Source organism: Qipengyuania aestuarii (genome assembly GCF_019711535.1).
GTDB classification, from domain to species: Bacteria; Pseudomonadota; Alphaproteobacteria; order Sphingomonadales; family Sphingomonadaceae; genus Qipengyuania; species Qipengyuania aestuarii.
This window is the reverse complement of record NZ_JAIGNP010000003.1, coordinates 779,522-800,776: the sequence shown is the minus strand read 5'-3', so window position 1 is coordinate 800,776 and position 21,255 is coordinate 779,522. Positions and strand designations below refer to the sequence as shown.

Below are 21,255 nucleotides of genomic sequence, written 5' to 3'. Positions count from 1 at the left end.
CGCGCATGGAGCACTATGATGTCGTCATCGTGGGGTCGGGCCATAGCGGCGCGCAGGCTGCTATAGCGCTGCGGCAGGCTGGTCACGAGGAGCCCATCCTCATGATCAGCCGCGACCGCAACCCGCCGTACGAACGCCCGCCGCTGTCGAAGGAATATCTCGCCGGCGAAAAGCCCTTCGAGAAAATCCTGATCCGGCCCGAGCAATTCTGGGCCGACCGGAACGTGACCCTGCGCCTTGGCTGCAATGTCAACGAGGTCGACTGGATGCGGCATGTGCTGACCCTGTCGGACGACAGCAGCCTGTCCTACCGCAAGCTGATCTGGGCCGGCGGCGGCGATGCGCGGCGGCTCGATTGTCCGGGCGCGGACCTCGCGGGCATCCATACCATCCGCAACCGGCGCGATACCGATACGCTCAAGAGCGAACTCGCCGCGGGTGCCAGACGCGCCGTTGTGGTGGGCGGCGGCTATATCGGGCTGGAAGGCGCTGCGGTTCTGCGCAAGCTGGGCTGCGAGGTCATGGTGGTGGAAATGCAGGACCGCCTGCTGGCCCGCGTTGCCGGACCGGAAATTTCCGACTTCTATCTGGCCGAACACCGCGCACAGGGCGTGGAAGTCCGCCTCGAGACCGGAGTCGACCGGATCGAAGGAGACGGCGAGAAGGTCACCGGCGTCACCCTTTCGACAGGGGAGACGATCGCATGCGAGATCGTGATCGTCGGGATCGGCATCGTGCCATCGGTCGGACCGCTGATCGCGGCGGGCGCGGCAGGCAGCAACGGGGTCGATGTCGACACATACGGCCGCACCTCGCTCGACGATATCTACGCCATCGGCGACTGCGCCGCACATCCCAATCCCTATGCCGACAATGCGGTGATCCGCCTCGAGTCGGTCCAGAACGCCAACGACATGGCCAGCGTCGCTGCAAAAAGCATCATGGGCGAACGGGAAAGCTATGATGCCGTGCCGTGGTTCTGGTCGAACCAGTATGACCTGCGCCTGCAGACGGTGGGCATTTCGAACGGCTATGATCAGGCCGTCCTGCGCGGCACGCCGTCGGATCGCAAGTTCAGCCTGATCTATCTCAGGGAAGGCCGGGTGATCGCGCTCGATTGCGTGAACAATACCCGGGATTACGCGCAGGGGCGCAAACTGGTCGCCAATGGTGCAGAGATCGATCCGGACCTGCTGGCGGATACCGAAATCGCGCTCAAGGAGATGGGCTGAGCCGCCCAGCGGCCCATGCGGCTGCATCGGCGACTGCGGGATCGGGATCGGCTTTCAGCCTCGCCACCTGCGGTTTCAGCGCTGCATTGCCGCTGTTACCGGCCGCATACAGGCAGTTGCGCACGAACCGGTCGCGCCCGACTCGCTTGATCGGCGAGCCTGAAAAGAACTGCCGGAACCCGGCATCGTCGAACTCGAGGAAGCGCGCGAGCTGCGGCGCGGCAAGCTCCTCTCGCGGGGCCAGCTTGATATGGCGATGCGCGGTGTCGGCGAACTTGTTCCAAGGGCACACGGCAAGGCAATCGTCGCAGCCATAGATGCGGTTGCCGAGGCTGGCGCGGAACTCCTCCGGGATGGGGCCCTTGTGCTCGATCGTGAGATAGGAAATGCAGCGCCGCGCGTCGAGATGATAGGGCTGCGGAAAGGCATTGGTGGGGCAGGCGTCCTCGCAGTCGCGGCAGCTTCCGCACAGGTCGCGATGCGGCGGATCGGGCGCGAATTCGATGGTCGAATAGATCGCCCCGAGAAACAGCCAGCTGCCATGCGCGCGGCTCACCAGATTGGTATGCTTGCCCTGCCAGCCCAACCCCGCGGCCTGCCCCAGCGGTTTCTCCATCACCGGCGCAGTATCGACGAAGACCTTCAGTTCGCTGTCCGGTTCTCGCGCGATCAGCCAGCGGGCGAGCGCCTTCAGCGCCTTCTTCACCACATCGTGATAATCGCGCCCCTGGGCATAGACGGATATGCGGGCCTTCTCCTCATCACCCGCCAGCGCGAGCGGATCGACATCGGGGGCATAGCTCATGCCCAGCGCGATGACGCTTTTCGCCTCGGGCCACAGCCCCTGCGGCGAGGCGCGCTGGACCTTGCGGCTTTCCATCCATTCCATCGAACCGTGGCGGCCCTCGGCCAGCCATTCCTCGAACCGTGCCGTGCGCAGCGGATCCTCCACCGCCGAGGTGAAACCGCAGGCGGCAAAACCCAGCGCGCGCGCCTCCTGCCTCAGCGCATGCTGCAATTCTTCCAGTGACGCGGTCTTAACCAAACTTGCTGTTGCTCCCGTTCACCCGGCGAGGGTAGGTCACACTCCACATTGGGGAGTTCGATGGACGCGATGTCGCGAAACGACGATCAATACAACAGTGCCCTTGCGATAGAAGCGCGCGGGCTGGTCAAGCGTTTCGACGATACGCTGGCGGTCGACGGGGTCGATATATCCGTCCCCGAAGGCGCGATCTACGGCATCCTCGGCCCGAATGGCGCGGGCAAGACGACCACGCTGCGCATGCTTCTGGGCATCATCGACCCCGATGAGGGCGTGCGCCGTGTCTTCGGCCATGACCGGCCGCACGAGATCGCGAAATGGATCGGCTATCTGCCTGAGGAACGCGGACTTTACCCCGCGATGAAATGCGATGAAGCGATCGCTTTCATGGGCGCCTTGCGCGGCCTGTCGCTGGACGAAGGGCGCAGGCGCGGACGCGAGCTGATGGAAGGGCACGGCCTGTCCCATGCGATCGACCGGCAGATCCGGCAATTGTCGAAGGGCATGGCGCAGACCGTCCAGCTACTGGGCACGCTGGTGCATCGCCCCCGGCTGGTGGTGTTCGACGAACCTTTCAGCGGGCTCGACGCAATCAACCAGGGCAAGCTGGAGGTGATGATCCGCGAACTTGCCGACAGCGGCACGACGGTAATCTTCTCGACCCATGTGATCCACCATGCCGAACGGCTGTGCAACGATGTGGCGATCATCGCCGGCGGGCGCGTGCCCTATGCCGGGTCGGTGGACGCCGCGCGCGACCGCATTCCCGCGCAGGTCCGGCTGGAAACGCACCGGGCTGATGGCGACTGGCGGACGGCCCTGCCTGCCGACGCCCGCCACGATGCCAAGCAGGGCGGCGGACATTTCTGGTATTTCCCCATGCCTGACGGAGGGATCGAGGCGCTCTTGCGGCGGCTGATCGACGGCGAGGCGGGCATATTGTCGCTTTCGATCGAGCGCGCCGGCCTGCACGATGCCTTCGTGGAAATCGCGGGCGAGGCCGCCGCCCGCGCCATGCAAGACCCCGCAGCAGGAGAACCCGCATGAGCGCCGATGCCAGCCGCCTGCCGCTGTGGCGTGCCGCCCTTGTCATCGCGCGCCGCGATTTCGGCGCGATTCTGTTCTCCAAGGCTTTCCTGTTCTTCCTGCTTGGCCCGGTCTTCTTCGCCGCGATCAGCTTTGCCGCCGGTGCGCTGGGCGCCAAGGCAGTGGAAAGCGCCGCGCCGCCCAAACTGGCGGTCATGCTGGACGATGCCGGAAGCTCCGCTTTCGTCGCCGCGCATGAGCGATTGAAGGATTCGATCAGCCTGCCCGGGATCGAGCGCGTGCCCGCAACGGGTGGTAACGCGCCTGCGGCGCTGCTGGGCGATGGCTCGCGCAATTTCGGCGCCGTGCTCACCGGCACGCTGGAGCGGCCCGAACTCACGGGCACGCCCGAACGGATCGAAAGCTGGCGCGGCGAAGTCGCATTGCTCAGCGCTCAGGCAGGCAGCGGCGGCGCGGCAGCCATGCCCGAAGTGGCGCTGAAGCCGACACGCTCCAGCGTCGCCAATACCCGCAGTTCGCAGACTGCCACGGCCACCGGCGCGATCACGCTGCTGTTCCTTCTGACCATGCTGCTGGCAGGGATGGTCCTGTCCAATTTGGTGGAGGAAAAGGCGAACAAGATCATCGAGATCCTGGCCGCCGCCATTCCGATGGACGCCGTTTTCTACGGCAAACTGTTCGCCATGCTGGCGGTCAGTTTCGTGGGCATCGCCGTGTGGGGCAGCATCGGCGCAGTGATCTTCGCGCTGGGCAAATCGGCCTTCGGGCCGCTGCCCGAACCGGCCGTGGGCTGGCCGCTCTTCACCGCGCTGTTCGTTATCTATTTCGCGATGGCGTATCTTCTCATCGGCTCGGTCTTCCTGACTATCGGATCGATGGCGCCTACCGTGCGCGACGTGCAGACGCTGTCGATGCCGGCCACCATTCTCCAGCTGGCGGTGTTTTTCCTCGCCACCTATTCGATGAGCGATCCCGGCTCGGGTCCGGAGATCTTCGCCGTGCTGTTCCCGGTATCCTCGCCCTATGCGATGGTCGCCCGCGCGGCGCAGTCTCCCGTGCTGTGGACCCATGTGCTGGCGCTGGCATGGCAGATCCTGTGGGTGGCGATCTTCGTGAAAACCGGGGCGACACTCTTCCGCCGCAAGGTCATGAAATCGGGCAAGGCAGGTGGCAAACGGGCAAAGCGCCGCGGCCTCGTGCGGCGATAGCGCGCGCCGCCTCTCTCCCACCCGCTTGCACGCAAGACATGGGTTCGCTTTTGCAACGCACTATTGACAGCTGTGTAAGTTAGGGCAGGATGCCGGGCGAGAGAGGATAGCGGCAGCGCCTCGCTGTCGCCACGAGGAGAGAGCCATGGCCACCGCCGCCGCCAGCCGCCCCGAATGCCGCACATCGCCTACGGCCTATGCCGCGCTGAAGCAGCATTTCGACGAGCACCCCGAGCAGCGGCTGCACCATCCGCACAAATGGGATGTGTCCCGCAGCGATATTTACGCTGACAACACCTGGCAGCCGATCTTCCGCGAAATGCGCGAGGCAGGTCCGCTTCACTACATCCCCGAAAGCCCGTTCGGCCCCTATTGGGCGGTCGTCCAGCACAAGGCGATCCAGCATATCGAGGCACTGCCCGACCTGTTTTCGTCGAGCTGGGAATATGGCGGCATCACCATTCTCAACCGCCTGAGCGAGGAGGAAATCGCCCAGAGCGGCGGCGAGCGGCGCGAACTGCCCATGTTCATCGCCATGGACCGGCCCGAACATACCGGCCAGCGCCGTACCGTGGCGCCCAAGTTCACCCCCAGCGGCATGGCCGAAATGGAAGGGGATATCCGCGCCCGCACCGGCGAACTGCTCGATTCGCTGCCCCGCGGCGAGGTGTTCGACTGGGTCGACAAGGTCTCGATCGAACTGACCACGGGCATGCTGGCGATCCTGTTCGGCTTCCCGTGGGAGGATCGCCGCCTACTGACGCTGTGGTCCGACTGGGCAGGCGATACCGAACTCGCCACCGTCCGCGGCTTGGACGAAATGCGCTGGGGCTTCCTCCACGAAATGGCGGCCTATTTCCAGTCGCTGTGGATGGAACGCGCGCAGGATAAAGAGCCGGGCGACGATCTCATCTCGATGATGATCCATTCGGAGGCGATGAGTCAGATGCGGCCCGAAGAATTCATGGGCAATCTGGTGCTGCTGATCGTAGGCGGCAACGACACGACCCGCAATTCGATGAGCGGGATTATCTACCAGCTCGACAAGAATCCGGACCAGCGCGAATTGTTCGAACGGCAGCCCGACCTCATCCCCAATGCGGTACAGGAAATCCTGCGCATGCAGACGCCGCTGGCGCACATGCGGCGGACCTGCACCGAAGATACCGAGGTCTTCGGGCAGCAGATCAAACAGGGCGACAAGGTCGTGCTGTGGTATCTGTCCGCCAATCGCGACGAGCAGGTATTCGATAATCCCGACAAGCTCGATATCGAGCGGGAGAATGCGCGCCGGCACATCGCATTCGGCTATGGCATCCATCGCTGCGTCGGTGCGCGGCTGGCGGAATTGCAGCTGCGGGTGCTGCTGGAAGAAATGCACAAGCGGCGGCTGCGGGTGCATGTGAAGGGCGAGATCGAGCGCGTACGCGCCAATTTCGTGCACGGGTTTCGCAAGCTCGAGGTAGAGCTGTCGGAGTTCTGAGCCCCGGAAAGCCCCGGTTCAGCCACTCTATGATATAAGGCTAATATGACCATGAAGCCTGAACACACCCAGACGCGCCGCGGCCTACTCGGCTGGATCGGTGCCACCGCCAGTTTCGTTGCCCTCAGTGCCTGTGGATCGGGCCGGGCAGAGGCGAAAAGCTATCCCGTTTCGATGAGCGAGGCGCAGTGGCGCAAGAAGCTGACCAGCGCGGAATTCAGCGTATTGCGCAAGGAATCGACCGAACGGCCCTATTCCTCGCCGCTCAACAAGGAAAAGCGCAGAGGTACCTATGTCTGCGCCGGCTGCGGCAACCGGCTGTATTCGTCGAAGACCAAGTTCGAATCGGGCACCGGCTGGCCCAGCTTCTGGGCCCCGATCGACAAGGGAGCCGTGGGCACCGCCACCGATTACAAGATCGGCTATCCGCGCACCGAAGTGCATTGCGCCGATTGCGGCGGGCACCTGGGCCATATCTTCAACGACGGGCCGAAACCCACCGGCAAGCGTCACTGCATCAATGGCGTGGCGATGGACTTCGTCCCGGCCTGACGCCCGGTCTGAGGCCCAACCTGAGGAAGGACGCGGTAGACGCGTAGTTCCGCCGGACCATCGTGGTCCACCGGTGCAAGCCATGCGGGCACCTCGCCGCCGAGCAGGCGGGCCGCCAGACCGTCGGGGGCCGCGCGGGCATAGAGCCGACTTTCGGCAACGCCCGCGCATAACACGACATAATTGGCCCCGTGTTTGGTCACATAAGTGCGCGCCTGAGGTGGACCAGCCAGAAAGCCGCGGATCACATCGCCCATGGCATCTGCCGCGCGGTGATGGCTGGTCGCCACAACACCGTGGCCGGTGTTGAGTAGCAAGGCCGGCCCGATATCCATCGGCGCGAAGATCGTACCGCGCGGCAGGCCTGCGATCCGGTCCGCCGAACCATAAATGTCGCACTTGTCTTCCGCATTGATCGCGGCAGCCTTGCTCCGTTCGTCCGCAGCGGCCGGCGCGAGCTGCTCTGCGGCGCTGAACAGGCTCGACGGCGCGAGTAGCAGGACAAGCATCGCCAGCGCTCCGATCCGTTTGCCTGTCGCTCCCTCCTCGCGGATGGTGTCGAGCAGGCGCGAAACCAGCCAGCCCAGCGGGATCGCCGCGATAATCGCCGCAAAGGCGAGCGAGCGGGTGACCATCACCGACAGGGCGATTGCCGCCAGCAGGATCAGCAGGTGATCGAACCACCAGCCTCTCTCCGGGCCTTTCGCACCGCGCCACAGCGCGACAGTCGCCCCGAGCGCGGCCGCCAGCTGGATGATCGCCGGGACGGCAAGCGACGCAGCCTGTTTCCACAGCGGCTGCCCCTCCAGGATCAGCCGGTACCAGTAGCGGTCGACCATGGGATCGAGGCGGGCAAAAGGTGTCGCGAGACAATCGGGCGAGATGATCGCGTAGCTGGCAGCCGCGGCGGCGCCCACCACTGCGAACAGGGCCACAAGGGCAATCCATCCCTGCCGGTGCGCTTGTCCGATCAGCATGGTGCCCACCGTGGCCACGGCGAAGAAGGCGAGGTGCGCTGGCGAGACCGCATCGCAATAGGGCGTCGTCGCAAGACCGCGCGTGGCGATATAGAGGATCACCAGCGTAGCGGCGTAGGCCTGCATATAGCCGATCAGCCAGTAACGCTGCTCGGGCCCCCGCGCCCAGCGCAGGAAAAGCACGCCGGCAAAAGCTGCCGCCATCGGCAGTATTTCCAGCGAGACCGACAGGCCGAATGCCATCGCGGCACCCGCCAGGCGGGCGGCCCATTTGCCCTTCGGCCAGCCGATAGCGAACAGGGCGATCGCCACGCTCACCACCTGCCAGCCATGGTGGTCGATGCGCATTGGCAGGAACTGGAAGAGCAGCGGCGTGATGAGGCCGCAGACTGCCACGGCAAAAATGGCGGGGCGCGTGCCGAGCAGGCTCCAGGCCAGCCGCCCGATGGCTGCCAGCGCAATGCCAAGGGTGGCGAAAGGGACGATCACGAATGCAGCGGTTTCGGCCGCTGCCTGCCCCATCAGCGGCGTGAGGCCCGCAATCACCAGCATGATCGGCAGATCCACCAGCCGCGACCAGTGCATCGGCGTGCCCGTTGGGGGATCAAGTCGGTACTGGGTGAGATCGAACCAGCCCTGCCCGCCGATCAGGTCGCGGACCTGCACCAGCCGCATGGCATCGTCGGGATCGAAAAAGCTGCGCGTCAGCATCGCCTGCGCGCCCGTCGCGAGCAGGATCGCGCAGATCACCGCCCATGCGAGCAGGAGCGGTAGCGCCGGAAAAGCACCTTTGTCGGCTGGTCTTTTGTCGGTCATGTCAGGAAAGCGGGCGAAAAACGATCTTGCTGCGCAAGAGCCATGTGAGCGCGAAACTCGCCGCAATGGCGAAGACCTTGCCGATCCGCGGGTCGATCCCGGCCCGGTCCGCACTCGCGACGATCACTGTCGTCAGCAGCAGGCCGACCAGCGCGGAAATTCCGAAGAGCATTTTCTGACGGCGCCGCAGCGGCCCGGCCGCCACCACGCTATCGGCAAAGACAACCCTGCTCGATAACAGCCAGTGGGTGACGATGCCTGCGCAATAGCCGACCGCTGTTGCCCCTGCTGCCGAAACGGGCGCCATGAGCAGCAGCAGGAACACGCCGACATCTACCGCCAGCGCCGCCACGCTGGCGAACCCATAGGTCACTAGCCTGATCAGGTCCCAGCGCCGGGCAAGGGCCACAGCCCTGGAGTTTCGCAGCTCAGCCAATTGAGCCTTCTTTTGCTTTCCCTGCCCCGGCGGCGACGGCCGTATCCGCTGCCGGCTGCTCCTTCCACTTCAACAGCATCCATGGAACGCGGTCGGGCGCGAACTGGCTGCGATGGTGACGATCGAAATAAGGAGGCATGTGATCGCCCACGATCAAGATGTCGGTCGGGGGGAAGTCCGGAGCGGTTAATTCCCTGATCAGCGCCTGATCAAGCTGGTCCCACAGCGCGAACTGGCGGCAGATCATGGGATATTCGGCGGCAAGCTTGGCGGAAATCCGGCTGCAATCGTCGACATCCAGATTCATCCCTGGCGGCACCGGCAGATGCGAATTCACCGTCAGCCAATAGACGAACTGGGGCTTTTCCGCCGCTTTCAGGTCTTGGGCCAGCAAGGCCGGGACATCGCGGTCGCAGGCGCCCGGGAAAACTCCGCCGCATTCCCGCGCCCCGCGCGTCAGCAATTGCGGCCCGAATTCCTCATGCTGGAACCCGATGTTCCGATACCATGAGGAACGTTCGAAAAACCCGCCGGTAAAGCTGTGATACGCCCGCGTCCCATAGCCCGCAGCGGCAAGTCTGGCGGGCAGGCAGGCAGCGTCGACCCTGTCGAGCACCTCGTAATAATCGCCCCACCGTCCGCACAATTCACGCATCTCGCCTGCGGTTGTGGAGTTGTAATAGACGGTGTCGCCCTTGCTGATCACGAACCGGTCGGTGACGGCCGGATCATTGTAACGCGCGAAGAGAAGGCGCTCCATGTCCGCGTTCCCGACGGGCTCGCCCAGCGATTCCACCATGACCAGCATCAGATGGCGCTTCGGCTTGCCATCCGCCGGGACCAGGCCGGAAAGCTCGCTGCCCGACATGAAGGGCGTGCCTTCCACGGCGGCGCGCTGGTAATGGCCGCGCATTCCTTGCGCCATCAATGCATCGCACGCCGCCAGCGCGGCGGTGGCGACAATCGCGAGGGCGACCAGCCGGATATCGGTGAAGTTCTGGTTCCGTCGCTGAAGCCACAGAGCCAAAAGGGTGATCCCGAAGAGCAGCACGCCTCCGACGATATATTCGGTCGAATTTATCGGCCTGATCTCCGCCAGGAAACGCAGAGAATGAAGGAGCGACGAGAGGGCAAGGTTGAACAGCCCTGCAATAAAAGCGAGGACGGAATAGGTCATCGCTGCAAGAAAGGCCAAACCGCGCACCCATACGGGCAGAGGTCGGACAAGAAGCCCGACCGCACCGATAGCGAGGATGTCGATGACGCGTGGCGGCGCTCCGACTGCCCACATGCCCACGAAAGCCACGTTCGCGAGAACCAGCCAGATCAGCGCCCAATTGCCGAACCTGCGCCACTGGGTACTGTTGATCGACAGGACCTTGGATGCAGAAGCGGTCTGACTGATCAGACCAGCCGGAAGCGCGACGTCCGACATCTCAGGCTGCGTCGCGGGCGCCGGAAACGCGCTCGGGAACCTCACGCACCGAGGCGAGAGCTGCCGATTGATCTTCGGTCAGGCGGCGGCTGGGCAGCGAGGCCGCATGCCCCTCGTCTCCCGCCTCGTGATATTCGGCATCCTCGTTGACGCACCACGTGTCGTAGACCCGCTCGCCTGCCAGGATGTTCTCGACCGTCAGCATGGCGGTCATCATGGCGTGGTCCTGATTGTTGTAGCGATGCATGCCGTTGCGGCCGACGAGGTGCAGCGTCGGGTGCTTGTCCTCCAGTTCGCGGCGCATGGCATCGACATTGGCGGCATAATCCTCGTCATAGACCGGATAGGCCTTTTCCTGACGCACGACGGCGCCCGACTTGACCTTCTTGCGATCGACCAGGCCGAGGATTTCCATCTCGTCGGTCGCGAGGGCGACCAGATCATCGTCGCTCTTCGACCACAGGCCGTCGCCTTCGAAGCAGAAATATTCGAGGCCCACGCAGGCCATGTCCGCGTCCGGGATCATTTCGGGCGACCAGCTGCGGAAGTTCTGCACGCGGCCGACCTTCACCTTGCTGTCGTGGATGTAGATCCAGTTGTCGGGGAAGAGGTCTTCGCCTTCCACCATCAGGGCGACGGTCAGGAAGTCGCGATATTTCAGCTCACTGGCCTGCAGGGTCGACTGCGGCAGCGGATGCAGGCGCTTGGACAGCTCGCGCATGGGGGCGCTGCTGATGGCATGCGCCGCCTCGATGACGATTTCGCCATCCTTCCCGGCTGCGCTCATGCGCCAGCCGCCCTTGCCGTCGCTGGCCAGCTGCTTGAGCCCGTGGCCCATGACGATCTGGCCCTTGCCGGTGGAGAGAATCTTGTCGCGCGCGGCTTCCCACATCATGCCCGGACCCAGCCGCGGATAACGGAAGGTTTCGAGCAGCGTCTTCACCGCCTGCCCGTCGTTCGGTTTCTTGTTGAGACCCAGGCTGCGCTTCAATCCGTCGGTCACCGCGCCCCAGAGCGAGAGGCCCTTGATGCGCTGGGCCGCCCAGTCGGCGCTCATTTCGTCGCAGGGCATGCCCCACACCTTCTCGGTGTAGGTCTTGAAGAAGATCGAATAGAGCTTGTGGCCGAACTGGTTCACGGTCCAGTCCTCGAAGCTCTTCACCTCCTTCTTGGGGAAAAGTTTGTACTGCAGATAGCTCGCCATGCAGATGGTCGACCGCAGGATGCCGAGGTTCCACAGGGCTTCGAAGGCGCGCAGCGGATAGCTGTAGAACTTGCCCTCGTAATAGATGCGGCTCATGCGCGGGCGCTGGATAAAATCGTCTTCGCCGAGGATCTCGTTCCACAAATCGACCACCTGTTGCGATTTGGAGAAGAACCGGTGGCCACCGATGTCGAAGCGATAGCCTTCGTGTTCGACCGTGCGGCTGATGCCGCCGACATAGGTTTCGTCCTGCTCGATGATGGCGACCGACTTGCCCTGGCGGGTCAGCAGATAGCCGGCGGTCAGCCCGGCGGGGCCTGCGCCGATAATGGCGACATCGACTTTGATGGATTGGTTCGGTTTTTCCACGAGTGTCCCCAGGCCTGATCAACTGGGTGGGGAGTGGAGAATAATGGTTAGGTTATGGTTAACCGGCCGCTTTAATCCCGCAGCGCTGGCGCTGGAGCAGTCGCCCGGCACCCATCACGGTCTGGTACGGGTGGCGGGACTCGAACCCGCACGAGCAAAGCTCAGGGGATTTTAAGTCCCCGGCGTCTACCATTCCGCCACACCCGCTGATTGCGCGAGGCGTCCTAGAGCCAAGTGGTGGAAGTCGCAATCCGGATCGTGCCGGTGCGGATCATTGCTCGTTATTGAGACGCTCGCGGATTTCCTTGCCCGGCTTGAAATAGGGCACCCGCTTGGCAGGTACGTCCACCAGATCCCCGGTGCGCGGGTTGCGGCCCTGCCGCGCTTCGCGTTCGCGCGTGGAAAAGGCACCGAAACCGCGCAACTCCACCCGGCCGCCTTCCGACAGGCGCTGGCTGATTTCATCGAAAAAGATGTCCACCACCTGCTCCACCTCTTCGGCGCGCAGTTCGGGATTGTCCTTCGAGATAGCAGCGAGGAGTTCTGAACGAATCATGGTCACTCTTTCCAGACCGCCGGTATGGCAGCGTCATCAGTTACAAATGCGACCCGTAACGGGCACCGATTTTTGCGAGCCCTTTCACCTGCCAGTGGCAGAATTAGGTGGTTTCCACAAGACAATAGGTCGCATTTCGTGGATGGAGGATCACGTTTCGGCGAGCAGTTTCTCCGGTGCGAGGCCGAGGCGGGCCATCCGTGCGCGGATTTCGGGCCATTCCTCTTTCAGGAAAATCTCCCGGTCGCGGTCCCGCAGGATCTGCGCCGCACCCTTGACCACATACATGCCGACGCCGCGCTGCACCTCGACCAGCCCGTCGTTCTGGAATTGCTGATAGGCCTTGGCGACGGTGAGCGGATTGGCCCCCTGCTCGGCCGCGAGCGCGCGGACCGAAGGCAGCATCTCGCCCTCTTTATACTGCCCGTCGATAATAGCCGCCGCGATGAGATCGCGCAGCTTGAGATAGACGGGCTTGGACTGGTTCTTCATGGTTAATTCCCGGGCGACACAATAGTGCATCAGTGCCATAATACAGCGCCGCGCGCAAGGTTCCCGCGGCATTGCCTGCCGCGCCGTTCCAGATTGGTCGCGACTGTAACTAATGCTTCACATGGCCGCGCAAACCGCTAGGGTGCCCCGCTTCAAGGGAGGGCCGCGCCCAGGGAGGGGCGGCTATCGGAATACTTAGAGGGACACCGATTCATATGGTCGAAGGCATGTTCTTCACATTCGGCTCTGCGTTCGAAATGTGGGCATTCAGAGTTGCCGTAATCGCACTGGCATCTTTTCTTATCGGAGGGGTGGTGCTCGTCACTCGCCCGCAACCCGAAGTCATCGGACACCCCAAGGGGCTGTTCCTGCTGTTCATGGCCGAAATGTGGGAGCGTTTCTCCTATTACGGCATGCGCGCCCTGCTGATCTTCTATCTGGTCCAGCACTGGCTCTTCACCGATAGCGAAGCCTCCGTCATCTACGGTGCCTATACCGCGCTGGTCTACATCACCCCGGTGGTGGGCGGCTATCTGGCCGACCAGTTCATCGGTCAGCGCAAGGCAGTGGTCTTCGGCGCAGTCCTGCTCACCTTCGGCCACTTCTTCATGGCCTTCGAAGGCAATGGCGGCCAGGCCGATCCGATCATCAACGTCTTCTGGCTGGCGCTCGCTCTCATCATCGTGGGCTCGGGCTTCCTCAAGGCCAATATCTCGGTGATCGTCGGCCAGCTCTATTCGCGCACTGACGTCCGCCGCGACCCGGCCTATACCATCTTCTACATGGGCATTAACGTCGGCGCGGCGACCGCGTCGATCATCTGCGGCTATCTCGGCCAGACCTATGGCTGGCAGTACGGCTTCGGCCTCGCCGGTTTCGGCATGCTGCTCGGCCTCGTCTTCTTCGTTCTCGGCAAGCCCCTGCTTCTCGGCAAGGGCGAACCCAAGGATCCGGCACGGATCAAGGGCGGCAAGGAATGGGGCATCTACGGTGCCGGCCTTGCCATGGTCGCGCTGTGCTGGGCCGCCATCCAGTACCAGGAACTCGTCGGCGTGGTGCTCGGCATCTTCGGCGGCGGCCTGGTGCTCTACGTGCTGTTCACCGCAGTCACCAAGCTGCCGAGTGAAGAGCGTGACCGCATCTTCGCCGCCATGTTCCTCATCCTGACCTCGATCGTCTTCTGGGCGCTGTTCGAACAGGCCGGCTCCAGCCTCAACCTGTTCACCGACCGTCACGTCGATACGCAGGGTGTGAACGCCTCCATGTTCCAGTCGATCAACGCGATCTACATCGTGCTGCTCGCGCCGCTCTTCGCGATGGTGTGGCAAGGCCTCGCCCGCAAGGGCAAGGAACCCAGCACCCCGCTGAAGTTCGGCATGGCCGTCATCCAGGTCGGCCTCGGCTTCCTGGTGCTGGTCTGGGGTGCGGAAAGCGTGGGCGTGAACGTGCCGACGCCGGTCATCTTCATCTTCCTGATCTACCTGCTGCACACCACCGGTGAGCTTTGCCTCTCGCCGGTCGGCCTGTCGGCCATGAACCGCCTCAGCCCGGCCCATATGGCCTCGCTGATCATGGGTACGTGGTTCTTCGCTTCGGCCGCCGGTAACTTTGCTGCCGGTCTGATCGCTTCGGCCACCGGCGCCGAAGGTGTCGGCGAAGAAGCGGGCAAGCAGGTCGTCCTCGGCGTCTATTCGACGGTGGGCTGGTTCGCAGTCGGCGTCGGCGTGTTCGTCATGGTCATCAGCCCGCTGATCAAGAAGCTGATGCATCTCGACACCATCGTCGACGATACGGTCGGTGACGATCTCGAAGGCCAGGCAGGTGCCGGTCTCGAGGCGCAGGAAGCCGGTATGCACCCTGCGACCAATCCGCAGATGCCCGGCAAGCACGAAGAGAACCGCTAAGCGGCCAACTCTTATCGACAAAGGCAATTGACCAGACGGGTCGGGACAGCGATGTTCCGACCCGTTCTTTTTGGGGGACTTCATGAAGAAACTTGCCCTGCTCGCCCTCGCTGCGAGCCTTACTGCCTGCGCCACCGCGAATGCCGACAGCCGCACGGCCTCGGCTTCGGACAAGGACTGGTCCGCGCCCAAGGGTGCCGACGACCGCACACCCTTTGCCTCGACCTACCGGCCCTATCCCGGCCGCCCGACCGCACTGGTCGGCGCCACCGTCTATGATGGCAAGGGCGGCCGGATCGACAATGGCACCGTGCTGCTGCGCGACGGCAAGATCGTCGCTGCCGGCGATGCCTCGCTGTCCACCGAAGGCTATGACCGGATCGATGGCAGCGGCAAGTTCGTCACCCCCGGCGTGATCGACATCCATTCCCATCTGGGCGATTACCCGACCCCCAGCGTCGACGCCCATTCGGACGGCAATGAAGCCACCAGCCCGATGACGCCCGAAGTCTGGGCCGAACATTCGGTCTGGCCGCAGGATCCCGGCTTCACCCGTGCGCTGGCCAATGGCGGCGTCACCAGCCTGCAGATCCTGCCCGGATCGGCCAATCTCACCGGCGGCCGCTCGGTCACGCTCAAGAACGTGCCCGCGCGCACAGTGCAGGGCATGAAGTTTCCCGGCGCGCCTTACGGCATGAAGATGGCCTGCGGCGAAAATCCTAAGCGCGTCTATGGCGGCAAGGGCCGGATGCCTTCCACCCGCATGGGCAATTTCGCCGTGAACCGCCAGATGTGGCTGGATGCGAAAGCCTATGACGGCAAGAAACGCGATCTGGGCAAGGAAACGCTGAAGGGCGTGCTGGCGGGCGACATCCTCGTCCACAACCATTGCTACCGCGCCGACGAAATGGCGCTGGTCATGGATATGGCCAAGGAGATGGGCTATAAGGTCACCGCCTTCCACCATGCCGTGGAAGCGTACAAGATCGGCGATCTGCTGCGCGAAAACGGCGTGTGCAGCGCGATCTGGGCCGATTGGTACGGCTTCAAGATGGAAGCCTATGACGGCATTCTCGAAAACGCCGCCTTCCTGCGCCAGGCCGATGCCTGCGTCATCATCCATTCCGACGATGCCAACGGCATCCAGCGGCTCAACCAGGAAGCCGCCAAGGCGCAGGCCGCCGGGCGGCGCGCGGGCATCGACATTCCCGATGCCGAAGTGATCGGCTGGTTCACGCTCAACGCCGCCAGGGCGATGGGCATCGATGGCATGACTGGTAGCCTGGAGCCGGGCAAGATGGCCGATGTGGTGCTGTGGAACGGCGATCCGCTGTCGGTCTACTCGCGGCCCGAAAAGGTCTGGGTCGACGGTGCGCTGATGTTCGACGCGATGGACCGCAAACGGCGGCCGGTCAGCGATTTCGAGCTTGGCCAGCCGGGTGAAGGAGACGTGAAATGAAGGCGCTGTTCGCATTTGCCGCCAGCACGCTGGCCCTCGCCGCAACGCCCGCGCTGGCACAGGATGTCGCCATGACCGGCGTCACCGTGGCCACCGGGGACGGTTCGGCCCCGATCGAAAACGGTGCGGTGGTCCTGCGGAATGGTAGGGTCGTCTATGCGGGCCCCGCTGCGGGCATGCCGCAGACTTCGGTCGCCGCGGTAGAGGCGCCGCAGGGTTCGTGGGTAACGCCCGGCCTCTTCGCCACGGTCACATCGCTTGGCCTGTGGGATGTGGGCGCCGTAAGCCAGTCGAACGATACGAACGCTGGCGGTTCGCCCTTCAGCGCCGCTCTCGATGTGGCCCCGGCCGTCAATCCGGCCTCGCAGCACATTGCCGTGCACCGTGCCGCGGGAATTACCCGCGCGGCTAGCCTGATGTCCTCGACCGGTTCGATCTTCCAGGGCCAGGGCGCGATCATCGATCTGGGATCGGATGGCGATGCCGTGGTCCAGCCGCGCGCATTCCAGTCCGTCGCTCTCGGCGAAGCAGGCGCACGGGTGGCCGGCGGCAGCCGCGCCTCTGCCCATGCGCTGTTCCGGAACGCCTTGCGCGAAGCGGGCCAGTTCGGCGAGGATGCACGCATCCCCGGCATGGAATCAAGCCAGCGCGACGTTCGCACGGGTGACGATCTCCCGCTCGATCCGCGCCTCTCCGGTGAGAACCGCGAACGCGGGACCGACGTGCTGCTGACCCGTTTCGATGCCGCGGCCCTGGTGCCGGTGGTTCGCGGCGAACAGAAACTGTTCGTCATGGTCGAACGCGCTTCGGACATTCGCAGCGTGATCGCGCTCAAGCGCGAATTCCCGCGCCTTGATCTGGTGCTGGTCGGCGCCAGCGAGGGCTGGCTGGTCGCCCCCGAAATCGCCGCTGCCGGTATTCCGGTAATCGCCGACGGGCTCGACGATCTGCCCGCCAGTTTCGAAGAACTCGCCAGCACGCAGTCGAACATCGGCCGCATGGTGAAAGCCGGGGTCAAGGTGGCGATCAACGCCGCCGCGATGGAGAACCCGCGCAATCTCAACCAATATGCGGGCAACCTCGTCGCTCTCACCCGCATTCCGGGTGCCGACGGGCTGAGCTGGGGCCAGGCCTTTGCCGCGATCAGCTCCGTTCCGGCGGACATCGTGGGCATGGGGTCCAGGGCAGGTGTGCTGACGCCGGGCGCGGTGGGTGATCTGGTCGTGTGGGACGGTGATCCGCTCGAACTCGGATCGACGCCGGTCAGCGTCTACATCGACGGGGTCGAACAACCCCTCGAAAGCCACCAGAGCCGCCTGCGCGACCGCTATCGCGATCTCGATACGAGCGATATGCCCAAGGCCTACGATTGGTAAGGAAGAACCCCGAAATGCGAACCATGTTGCTGGCGCTCGGCGCCGCCTGTGCGGCCGTGGCGATTACCTCCGCCGCAGCCCAGATACAGAGTGCCGACAAATCCTCGGACATTGCGTGGATGAATGCGCAGCAGGCCTTTCTCAGCGGCCTGAAGGCGGAAGACGGCTGGAATTCGATGGACGGCGGCCTGCGCTGGCGCTTCGTCGATTACACGGGCAACACCCGCAAGCCGACCGTGGCCGACACGGTGACCGTGCATTACGCGGGCACCTTCATCGACGGGGAAACCTTCGATTCCAGCTTCGATCGCGGCGAACCGGCGACCTTCCCGCTCGGCAGGCTGGTCAAGGCGTGGCAGATGGCGATCCCGCAAATGGGCGTGGGCGACACGATCGAAATCGCTGCCCCGGCCGACCTCGCCTATGGTCCCACCGGCAAGGGCCCCATCCCCGGCGGCGCGACGCTGCTGTTCACGGTGAAGCTGATCGATATCGAGTAAGCGCTTGCCTTTGCCGCCGCGCTGCGATTGACTGGGCCCGGCCAATCAGGAGGGAAACATGCCGTCCTCGATCATCGCGCTCGCGGCTGCCAGCATGGCGTTCGTCGGCACGCATTTCGCGCTGTCGCACCCGCTGCGCCGCCCGCTGGTCAGCCTGGTGGGGGAAAACCTCTTCCGCCTGATCTATTCGCTGGTCGCGCTCGCCACCTTCGTCTGGATGGTGCAGGCCTTCCGCGCGGTTGGCCCGGGCGGCCCGGCGCTGTGGGACGGCAAGGGCGATGCGCTGTGGATCGCGGCGAGCGTGATCATGCTGCTCGCCTCGGTCCTGCTGGCCGGGTCCTTCGTCCGCAATCCAGCCCTGCCCGATCCGCGCGCGGCGAAACATGCGGCGGCGGGCGTGCACGGCGTCTTCCATGTCACCCGCCACCCGATGATGTGGTCCTTTGCGCTATGGGCTACCGTGCATGTGATGCTGAGCCCGACGCCGCGGCAATTGGTTCTGGCCGGGGCGATCGCCCTGCTCGCGCTGCTCGGGGCGCATATGCAGGACCGTAAGAAAGAGGCACTGATGGGCGAGGCCTGGGCGGGCTGGGAAGCGCAGACCAGCTACTGGCCGCGCCTTGGCGGGCTGAAGCACGCGGGCGCCGCCGCATGGCTGGGCGGCGCGGCAATCTGGCTGGCGGCGACCTATGGCCACATCCACGCCAATGGATGGGATGCGGGCATCTGGCGCTGGGTCTAACCGTCCTCATGTAGCGAAGCGGTAGGACGCAGACTCGTCCTCAAGCAGCGAAGCGATAGGACACGAAAACATCCTTAAGCGGCGCAGCGACAGGACAGCACAAAACTCCCGGCGCTAGTCGCCGGTAAATCGCGCCTCCCGCTTCTCGATCAACGCGTCGACGCCCTCCATGTGGTCGCTGGTCGCATGCATCAGCGCCTGCGCATTGGCGGCCATTTCCAACGCGCAGTCATAGCTGGTCGAGCGCCCCTGCCGCATCAGGTTCTTGGCCTGCCGCAGCGCATGCGGCGGCATCGCGGCGACCTTGGCGGCCAGCGCCCCCGCCTGCTCCAGCAGCGCCTCATGCCCCACCACGCGGCTGACCAAGCCCCAGTCGAGCGCGGTAGCGGCATCGATCACATCGCCGGTATAGAACAGCTCCGCCGCCCGCGCCTCGCCGATGATGCGCGGCAGGATCCAGGTGCCGCCATCGCCCGGGATCAGGCCGAGCTTGAGGAAAGTGACGCCGAACCGCGCCTTCTCGCTGGCGATCCGCATGTCGGCGAGACACGCCAAGTCGCATCCCAGCCCGATCGCCGGCCCGTTCACCGCCGCGATCAGCGGCACGCGCAGGCCGTAGAGCGCGCGCAGGATCTTGTGGATGTTACCGCGATAGCCATCGGCGATCTCGGGCGCGCTGCCGCCGAAGGTGCCCGTCTTCTCCTTCATCGCCTTGATGTCGCCGCCCGCGCTGAAGGCCCGCCCCGCCCCGGTCAGGATCACGCAGCGCACGTCCATATCGGCATTGATCGCATCGCAGGCCGCCGCAAACGCGTCCCCGTCCCCCGCCGCGCCGAGCGGGTTCATGCTGTCGGGCCGGTTGAGCGTGAGCGTGGTGACGTGGTCGGCGGTTTCGGCGGTGAGCAGGGTCATGGGCGGTGGGTCCTTTCGCGGCCGCTTGTGCCATCGGCTTGGCCGCCGCGAAAGGCCTTAGCGAAAGGCGGCGATCTCCCGCCGGAAAGGCGCGACGCGGCTATCCGGGCGCGACAGGGTGACCGCGCTCACCGATCCAGACGGGTCGAATTCGAACTGAAGCAGGTTGGGATAATCCTCGATCCGGTAAACATCTCCGCCGAGATGATGCATTCGGCTGTAGTCGCGGCCGAGGAACTGCGTGAAGAATTCGGAAGCCACGACCAGTTGCGATCCCCGCTCTTCGATCCGGTAATCGAGACCGAGATTGTAGAGCAGCCCCTTGTAGCTGCCGATGATCGCCGCCCGCCGCCCGGGATTGTCTTCCACGTCCTCGATGGGCTTGCGGCGCGCCCAGCCCATCGTATCGATGATCGTCCGGCGGGCCTCCGCGAAGACCGGGCCGGTGTTGTCATCGTCGCCATTGCCCATCAGCACGAAACCGTATCCCCCCTCCATCGCGGCGAAGAGGTCGGAATTGACGCCGGTGTTGGACCCATCGTGCCGGAACCAGTCGGTATTGCCCAGGCCGAAGCCGCGGAAGAAGGGCATGCCCATTCCCCCTACATGCTGAAGCGAAAACACATCGGTCATGGACCGCGCGATCGCCGGAGTGACCGGTCCTGCGGTCTCGCCGCGCAAGGCGCGCTGTATGGCGATGGCGAAGAGCGCAAGATCGTGCGGGGTGGACCACATGCCCGAAGCCGAGACTTGCGGGGTGATCGGAAGCCCGTCGCGGATCTGCCTGCCCTCACTATCGTGAACCAGCGCCACATCCTGCGGAAAGCCGGGTTCTCCGGGTTGGATCATGGTCGTGTGCTGCATGGCAAGCGGACCGAAAATCCGCTCCTGCGCGAGCCTGTGCAAGGGCACGCCTGTCAGATCTTCGAGCGCCATCTGCACGATGACATAGCCGCCGCCGCTGTATTTCCAGTCCGAGCCGGGAGCGAACAGGAATTCGATCGGTTTGTCATAGCGCGGCAGCCGCCCTTCCACGCTGTCGATCAGACTGGGGATGCGGTCGCCATGGTAGAAATCGGCGAATCCGTGCTGCGAGGTTCCCGCCGTGTGCGACAGCAGTTGGCGCCAGCTTACCTCGCCAGCACCCGGCACATCGCTGTGCGGCAGCTGCCAGCGAGTAAGCGACTGCGCGATCGGCGCGTCGAGATCGATCCGCCCCTCCGCCGCCAGGATCAGGCACAGCATCGCGGTAACCGGCTTGGAGATCGAAGCAGTGGAGAAGGCCGTGGTCTCTCGCACAGGCGCGCCGTTACTCGACGTCAGGCCGTAGGTCTGCGTGCGGATGGAACCATACTCGTCGAACACCGCCACGCTAAGGCCGGTGAGACGATGCTCGGCCATGTCACGTTCAATGCCCGAAAGCGCCGGGATCCCGGCGACCGGCTGCGGGGCATTCGCCTCGGGCACGGTGGCGCAGGCAGAAACGGCTAACGTGCCAAGGGCAAGTAGG

General features: G+C 64.3%; 19 protein-coding genes and 1 tRNA gene. 10 read left to right on the top strand and 10 right to left on the bottom strand.

The features are described 5' to 3' along the window. Positions 1-5 precede the first annotated feature (5 nt). Positions 6-1,232 (top strand): NAD(P)/FAD-dependent oxidoreductase, encoded by a 1,227-nt coding sequence (locus K3175_RS13685; protein WP_221544008.1) that lies wholly within the window; start codon positions 6-8, stop codon positions 1,230-1,232. Here K3175_RS13685 and queG read toward each other — a convergent pair. Next, positions 1,216-2,277 carry a tRNA epoxyqueuosine(34) reductase QueG gene (gene queG / locus K3175_RS13680; RefSeq protein WP_221544006.1) on the bottom strand — a complete coding sequence of 354 codons (1,062 nt, stop codon included), beginning with the start codon at positions 2,275-2,277 and terminating at the stop codon, positions 1,216-1,218. The genes K3175_RS13685 and queG overlap by 17 nt on opposite strands. A 69-nt stretch (positions 2,278-2,346) precedes the next feature. Between queG and K3175_RS13675 the strand changes: the two genes are divergently transcribed. From K3175_RS13675 to msrB, 4 genes are all read left to right on the top strand, one after another. Further along, a complete protein-coding gene (locus K3175_RS13675; protein WP_221544164.1) occupies positions 2,347-3,324 on the top strand; it encodes an ABC transporter ATP-binding protein in 978 nt (325 codons plus the stop codon). Then, positions 3,321-4,532 carry an ABC transporter permease gene (locus K3175_RS13670; RefSeq protein WP_221544004.1) on the top strand — a complete coding sequence of 404 codons (1,212 nt, stop codon included), beginning with the start codon at positions 3,321-3,323 and terminating at the stop codon, positions 4,530-4,532. The genes K3175_RS13675 and K3175_RS13670 overlap by 4 nt, the downstream gene beginning before the upstream one ends. A 145-nt stretch (positions 4,533-4,677) precedes the next feature. Next, on the top strand, positions 4,678-6,015 hold the full coding sequence (locus K3175_RS13665) for a cytochrome P450 (RefSeq protein ID WP_221544002.1): 1,338 nt from the start codon (positions 4,678-4,680) through the stop codon (positions 6,013-6,015). 45 nt (positions 6,016-6,060) lie between these two features. Then, entirely contained in the window at positions 6,061-6,567 is a 507-nt protein-coding gene (msrB, locus tag K3175_RS13660) for a peptide-methionine (R)-S-oxide reductase MsrB (RefSeq protein WP_425594851.1), read from the top strand. Here msrB and K3175_RS13655 read toward each other — a convergent pair. The 7 genes from K3175_RS13655 to K3175_RS13625 all read right to left on the bottom strand — a co-directional run bounded on the left by K3175_RS13655 (position 6,525) and on the right by K3175_RS13625 (position 12,852). Beyond that, on the bottom strand, positions 6,525-8,360 hold the full coding sequence (locus tag K3175_RS13655) for a hypothetical protein (RefSeq protein ID WP_221544001.1): 1,836 nt from the start codon (positions 8,358-8,360) through the stop codon (positions 6,525-6,527). The two genes, msrB and K3175_RS13655, sit on opposite strands and share 43 nt — an antisense overlap. A 1-nt stretch (position 8,361) precedes the next feature. Continuing rightward, entirely contained in the window at positions 8,362-8,796 is a 435-nt protein-coding gene (locus tag K3175_RS13650) for a GtrA family protein (RefSeq protein ID WP_247710899.1), read from the bottom strand. Further along, on the bottom strand, positions 8,789-10,231 hold the full coding sequence (locus K3175_RS13645; RefSeq protein WP_221543999.1) for a sulfatase-like hydrolase/transferase: 1,443 nt from the start codon (positions 10,229-10,231) through the stop codon (positions 8,789-8,791). The genes K3175_RS13650 and K3175_RS13645 overlap by 8 nt, the downstream gene beginning before the upstream one ends. Before the next feature lies 1 nt (position 10,232). After that, the gene (locus tag K3175_RS13640) at positions 10,233-11,804 is read right to left on the bottom strand and encodes an NAD(P)/FAD-dependent oxidoreductase (RefSeq protein WP_221543997.1); all 1,572 of its coding nucleotides are present in this window, start codon (positions 11,802-11,804) and stop codon (positions 10,233-10,235) included. Positions 11,805-11,926: 122 nt separating this feature from the next. Then, positions 11,927-12,011, bottom strand: a tRNA-Leu gene (locus tag K3175_RS13635). A gap of 64 nt (positions 12,012-12,075) precedes the next feature. Beyond that, positions 12,076-12,360: an integration host factor subunit beta gene (locus K3175_RS13630; RefSeq protein ID WP_221543995.1), complete on the bottom strand. Its 285-nt coding sequence runs from the start codon at positions 12,358-12,360 to the stop codon at positions 12,076-12,078. Between the two features lie 150 nt (positions 12,361-12,510). Then, on the bottom strand, positions 12,511-12,852 hold the full coding sequence (locus K3175_RS13625) for a GntR family transcriptional regulator (RefSeq protein ID WP_221543993.1): 342 nt from the start codon (positions 12,850-12,852) through the stop codon (positions 12,511-12,513). A 215-nt stretch (positions 12,853-13,067) separates the two neighbouring features. Here K3175_RS13625 and K3175_RS13620 point away from each other — a divergent pair, with 215 nt between their 5' ends. From K3175_RS13620 to K3175_RS13600, 5 genes are all read left to right on the top strand, one after another. Next, a complete protein-coding gene (locus tag K3175_RS13620; protein WP_221543986.1) occupies positions 13,068-14,756 on the top strand; it encodes a peptide MFS transporter in 1,689 nt (562 codons plus the stop codon). Between the two features lie 82 nt (positions 14,757-14,838). Further along, on the top strand, positions 14,839-16,215 hold the full coding sequence (locus K3175_RS13615; protein ID WP_221543984.1) for an amidohydrolase: 1,377 nt from the start codon (positions 14,839-14,841) through the stop codon (positions 16,213-16,215). Then, on the top strand, positions 16,212-17,591 hold the full coding sequence (locus tag K3175_RS13610; RefSeq protein WP_221543982.1) for an amidohydrolase family protein: 1,380 nt from the start codon (positions 16,212-16,214) through the stop codon (positions 17,589-17,591). The genes K3175_RS13615 and K3175_RS13610 overlap by 4 nt, the downstream gene beginning before the upstream one ends. Positions 17,592-17,605: 14 nt before the next feature. Continuing rightward, positions 17,606-18,091 carry an FKBP-type peptidyl-prolyl cis-trans isomerase gene (locus K3175_RS13605; RefSeq protein WP_247710898.1) on the top strand — a complete coding sequence of 162 codons (486 nt, stop codon included), beginning with the start codon at positions 17,606-17,608 and terminating at the stop codon, positions 18,089-18,091. Between the two features lie 58 nt (positions 18,092-18,149). After that, positions 18,150-18,833, top strand: coding sequence for an NnrU family protein (locus tag K3175_RS13600; protein WP_221543980.1), 684 nt, complete (start codon positions 18,150-18,152; stop codon positions 18,831-18,833). 114 nt (positions 18,834-18,947) lie between these two features. On the opposite strand, the gene K3175_RS13595 is transcribed toward K3175_RS13600, so the two are convergent. Next, positions 18,948-19,745, bottom strand: coding sequence for a crotonase/enoyl-CoA hydratase family protein (locus tag K3175_RS13595; protein WP_221543978.1), 798 nt, complete (start codon positions 19,743-19,745; stop codon positions 18,948-18,950). A gap of 57 nt (positions 19,746-19,802) precedes the next feature. Further along, the gene (locus tag K3175_RS13590; RefSeq protein ID WP_221543977.1) at positions 19,803-21,212 is read right to left on the bottom strand and encodes a serine hydrolase domain-containing protein; all 1,410 of its coding nucleotides are present in this window, start codon (positions 21,210-21,212) and stop codon (positions 19,803-19,805) included. Positions 21,213-21,255 lie beyond the last annotated feature (43 nt).

Bases quoted from the DNA above. Each gene is read 5' to 3' on its own strand.
- K3175_RS13630 (WP_221543995.1), bottom strand. From the start codon at position 12,360: ATGATTCGTTCAGAACTCCTCGCTGCTATCTCGAAGGACAATCCCGAA.
- K3175_RS13605 (WP_247710898.1), top strand. From the start codon at position 17,606: ATGCGAACCATGTTGCTGGCGCTCGGCGCCGCCTGTGCGGCCGTGGCG.
- K3175_RS13595 (WP_221543978.1), bottom strand. From the start codon at position 19,745: ATGACCCTGCTCACCGCCGAAACCGCCGACCACGTCACCACGCTCACG.
- msrB (WP_425594851.1), top strand. From the start codon at position 6,061: ATGACCATGAAGCCTGAACACACCCAGACGCGCCGCGGCCTACTCGGC.
- K3175_RS13665 (WP_221544002.1), top strand. From the start codon at position 4,678: ATGGCCACCGCCGCCGCCAGCCGCCCCGAATGCCGCACATCGCCTACG.
- K3175_RS13615 (WP_221543984.1), top strand. From the start codon at position 14,839: ATGAAGAAACTTGCCCTGCTCGCCCTCGCTGCGAGCCTTACTGCCTGC.
- K3175_RS13645 (WP_221543999.1), bottom strand. From the start codon at position 10,231: ATGTCGGACGTCGCGCTTCCGGCTGGTCTGATCAGTCAGACCGCTTCT.
- K3175_RS13620 (WP_221543986.1), top strand. From the start codon at position 13,068: ATGGTCGAAGGCATGTTCTTCACATTCGGCTCTGCGTTCGAAATGTGG.
- K3175_RS13675 (WP_221544164.1), top strand. From the start codon at position 2,347: ATGTCGCGAAACGACGATCAATACAACAGTGCCCTTGCGATAGAAGCG.
- K3175_RS13625 (WP_221543993.1), bottom strand. From the start codon at position 12,852: ATGAAGAACCAGTCCAAGCCCGTCTATCTCAAGCTGCGCGATCTCATC.
- K3175_RS13670 (WP_221544004.1), top strand. From the start codon at position 3,321: ATGAGCGCCGATGCCAGCCGCCTGCCGCTGTGGCGTGCCGCCCTTGTC.
- K3175_RS13610 (WP_221543982.1), top strand. From the start codon at position 16,212: ATGAAGGCGCTGTTCGCATTTGCCGCCAGCACGCTGGCCCTCGCCGCA.
- K3175_RS13655 (WP_221544001.1), bottom strand. From the start codon at position 8,360: ATGACCGACAAAAGACCAGCCGACAAAGGTGCTTTTCCGGCGCTACCG.
- K3175_RS13685 (WP_221544008.1), top strand. From the start codon at position 6: ATGGAGCACTATGATGTCGTCATCGTGGGGTCGGGCCATAGCGGCGCG.
- K3175_RS13600 (WP_221543980.1), top strand. From the start codon at position 18,150: ATGCCGTCCTCGATCATCGCGCTCGCGGCTGCCAGCATGGCGTTCGTC.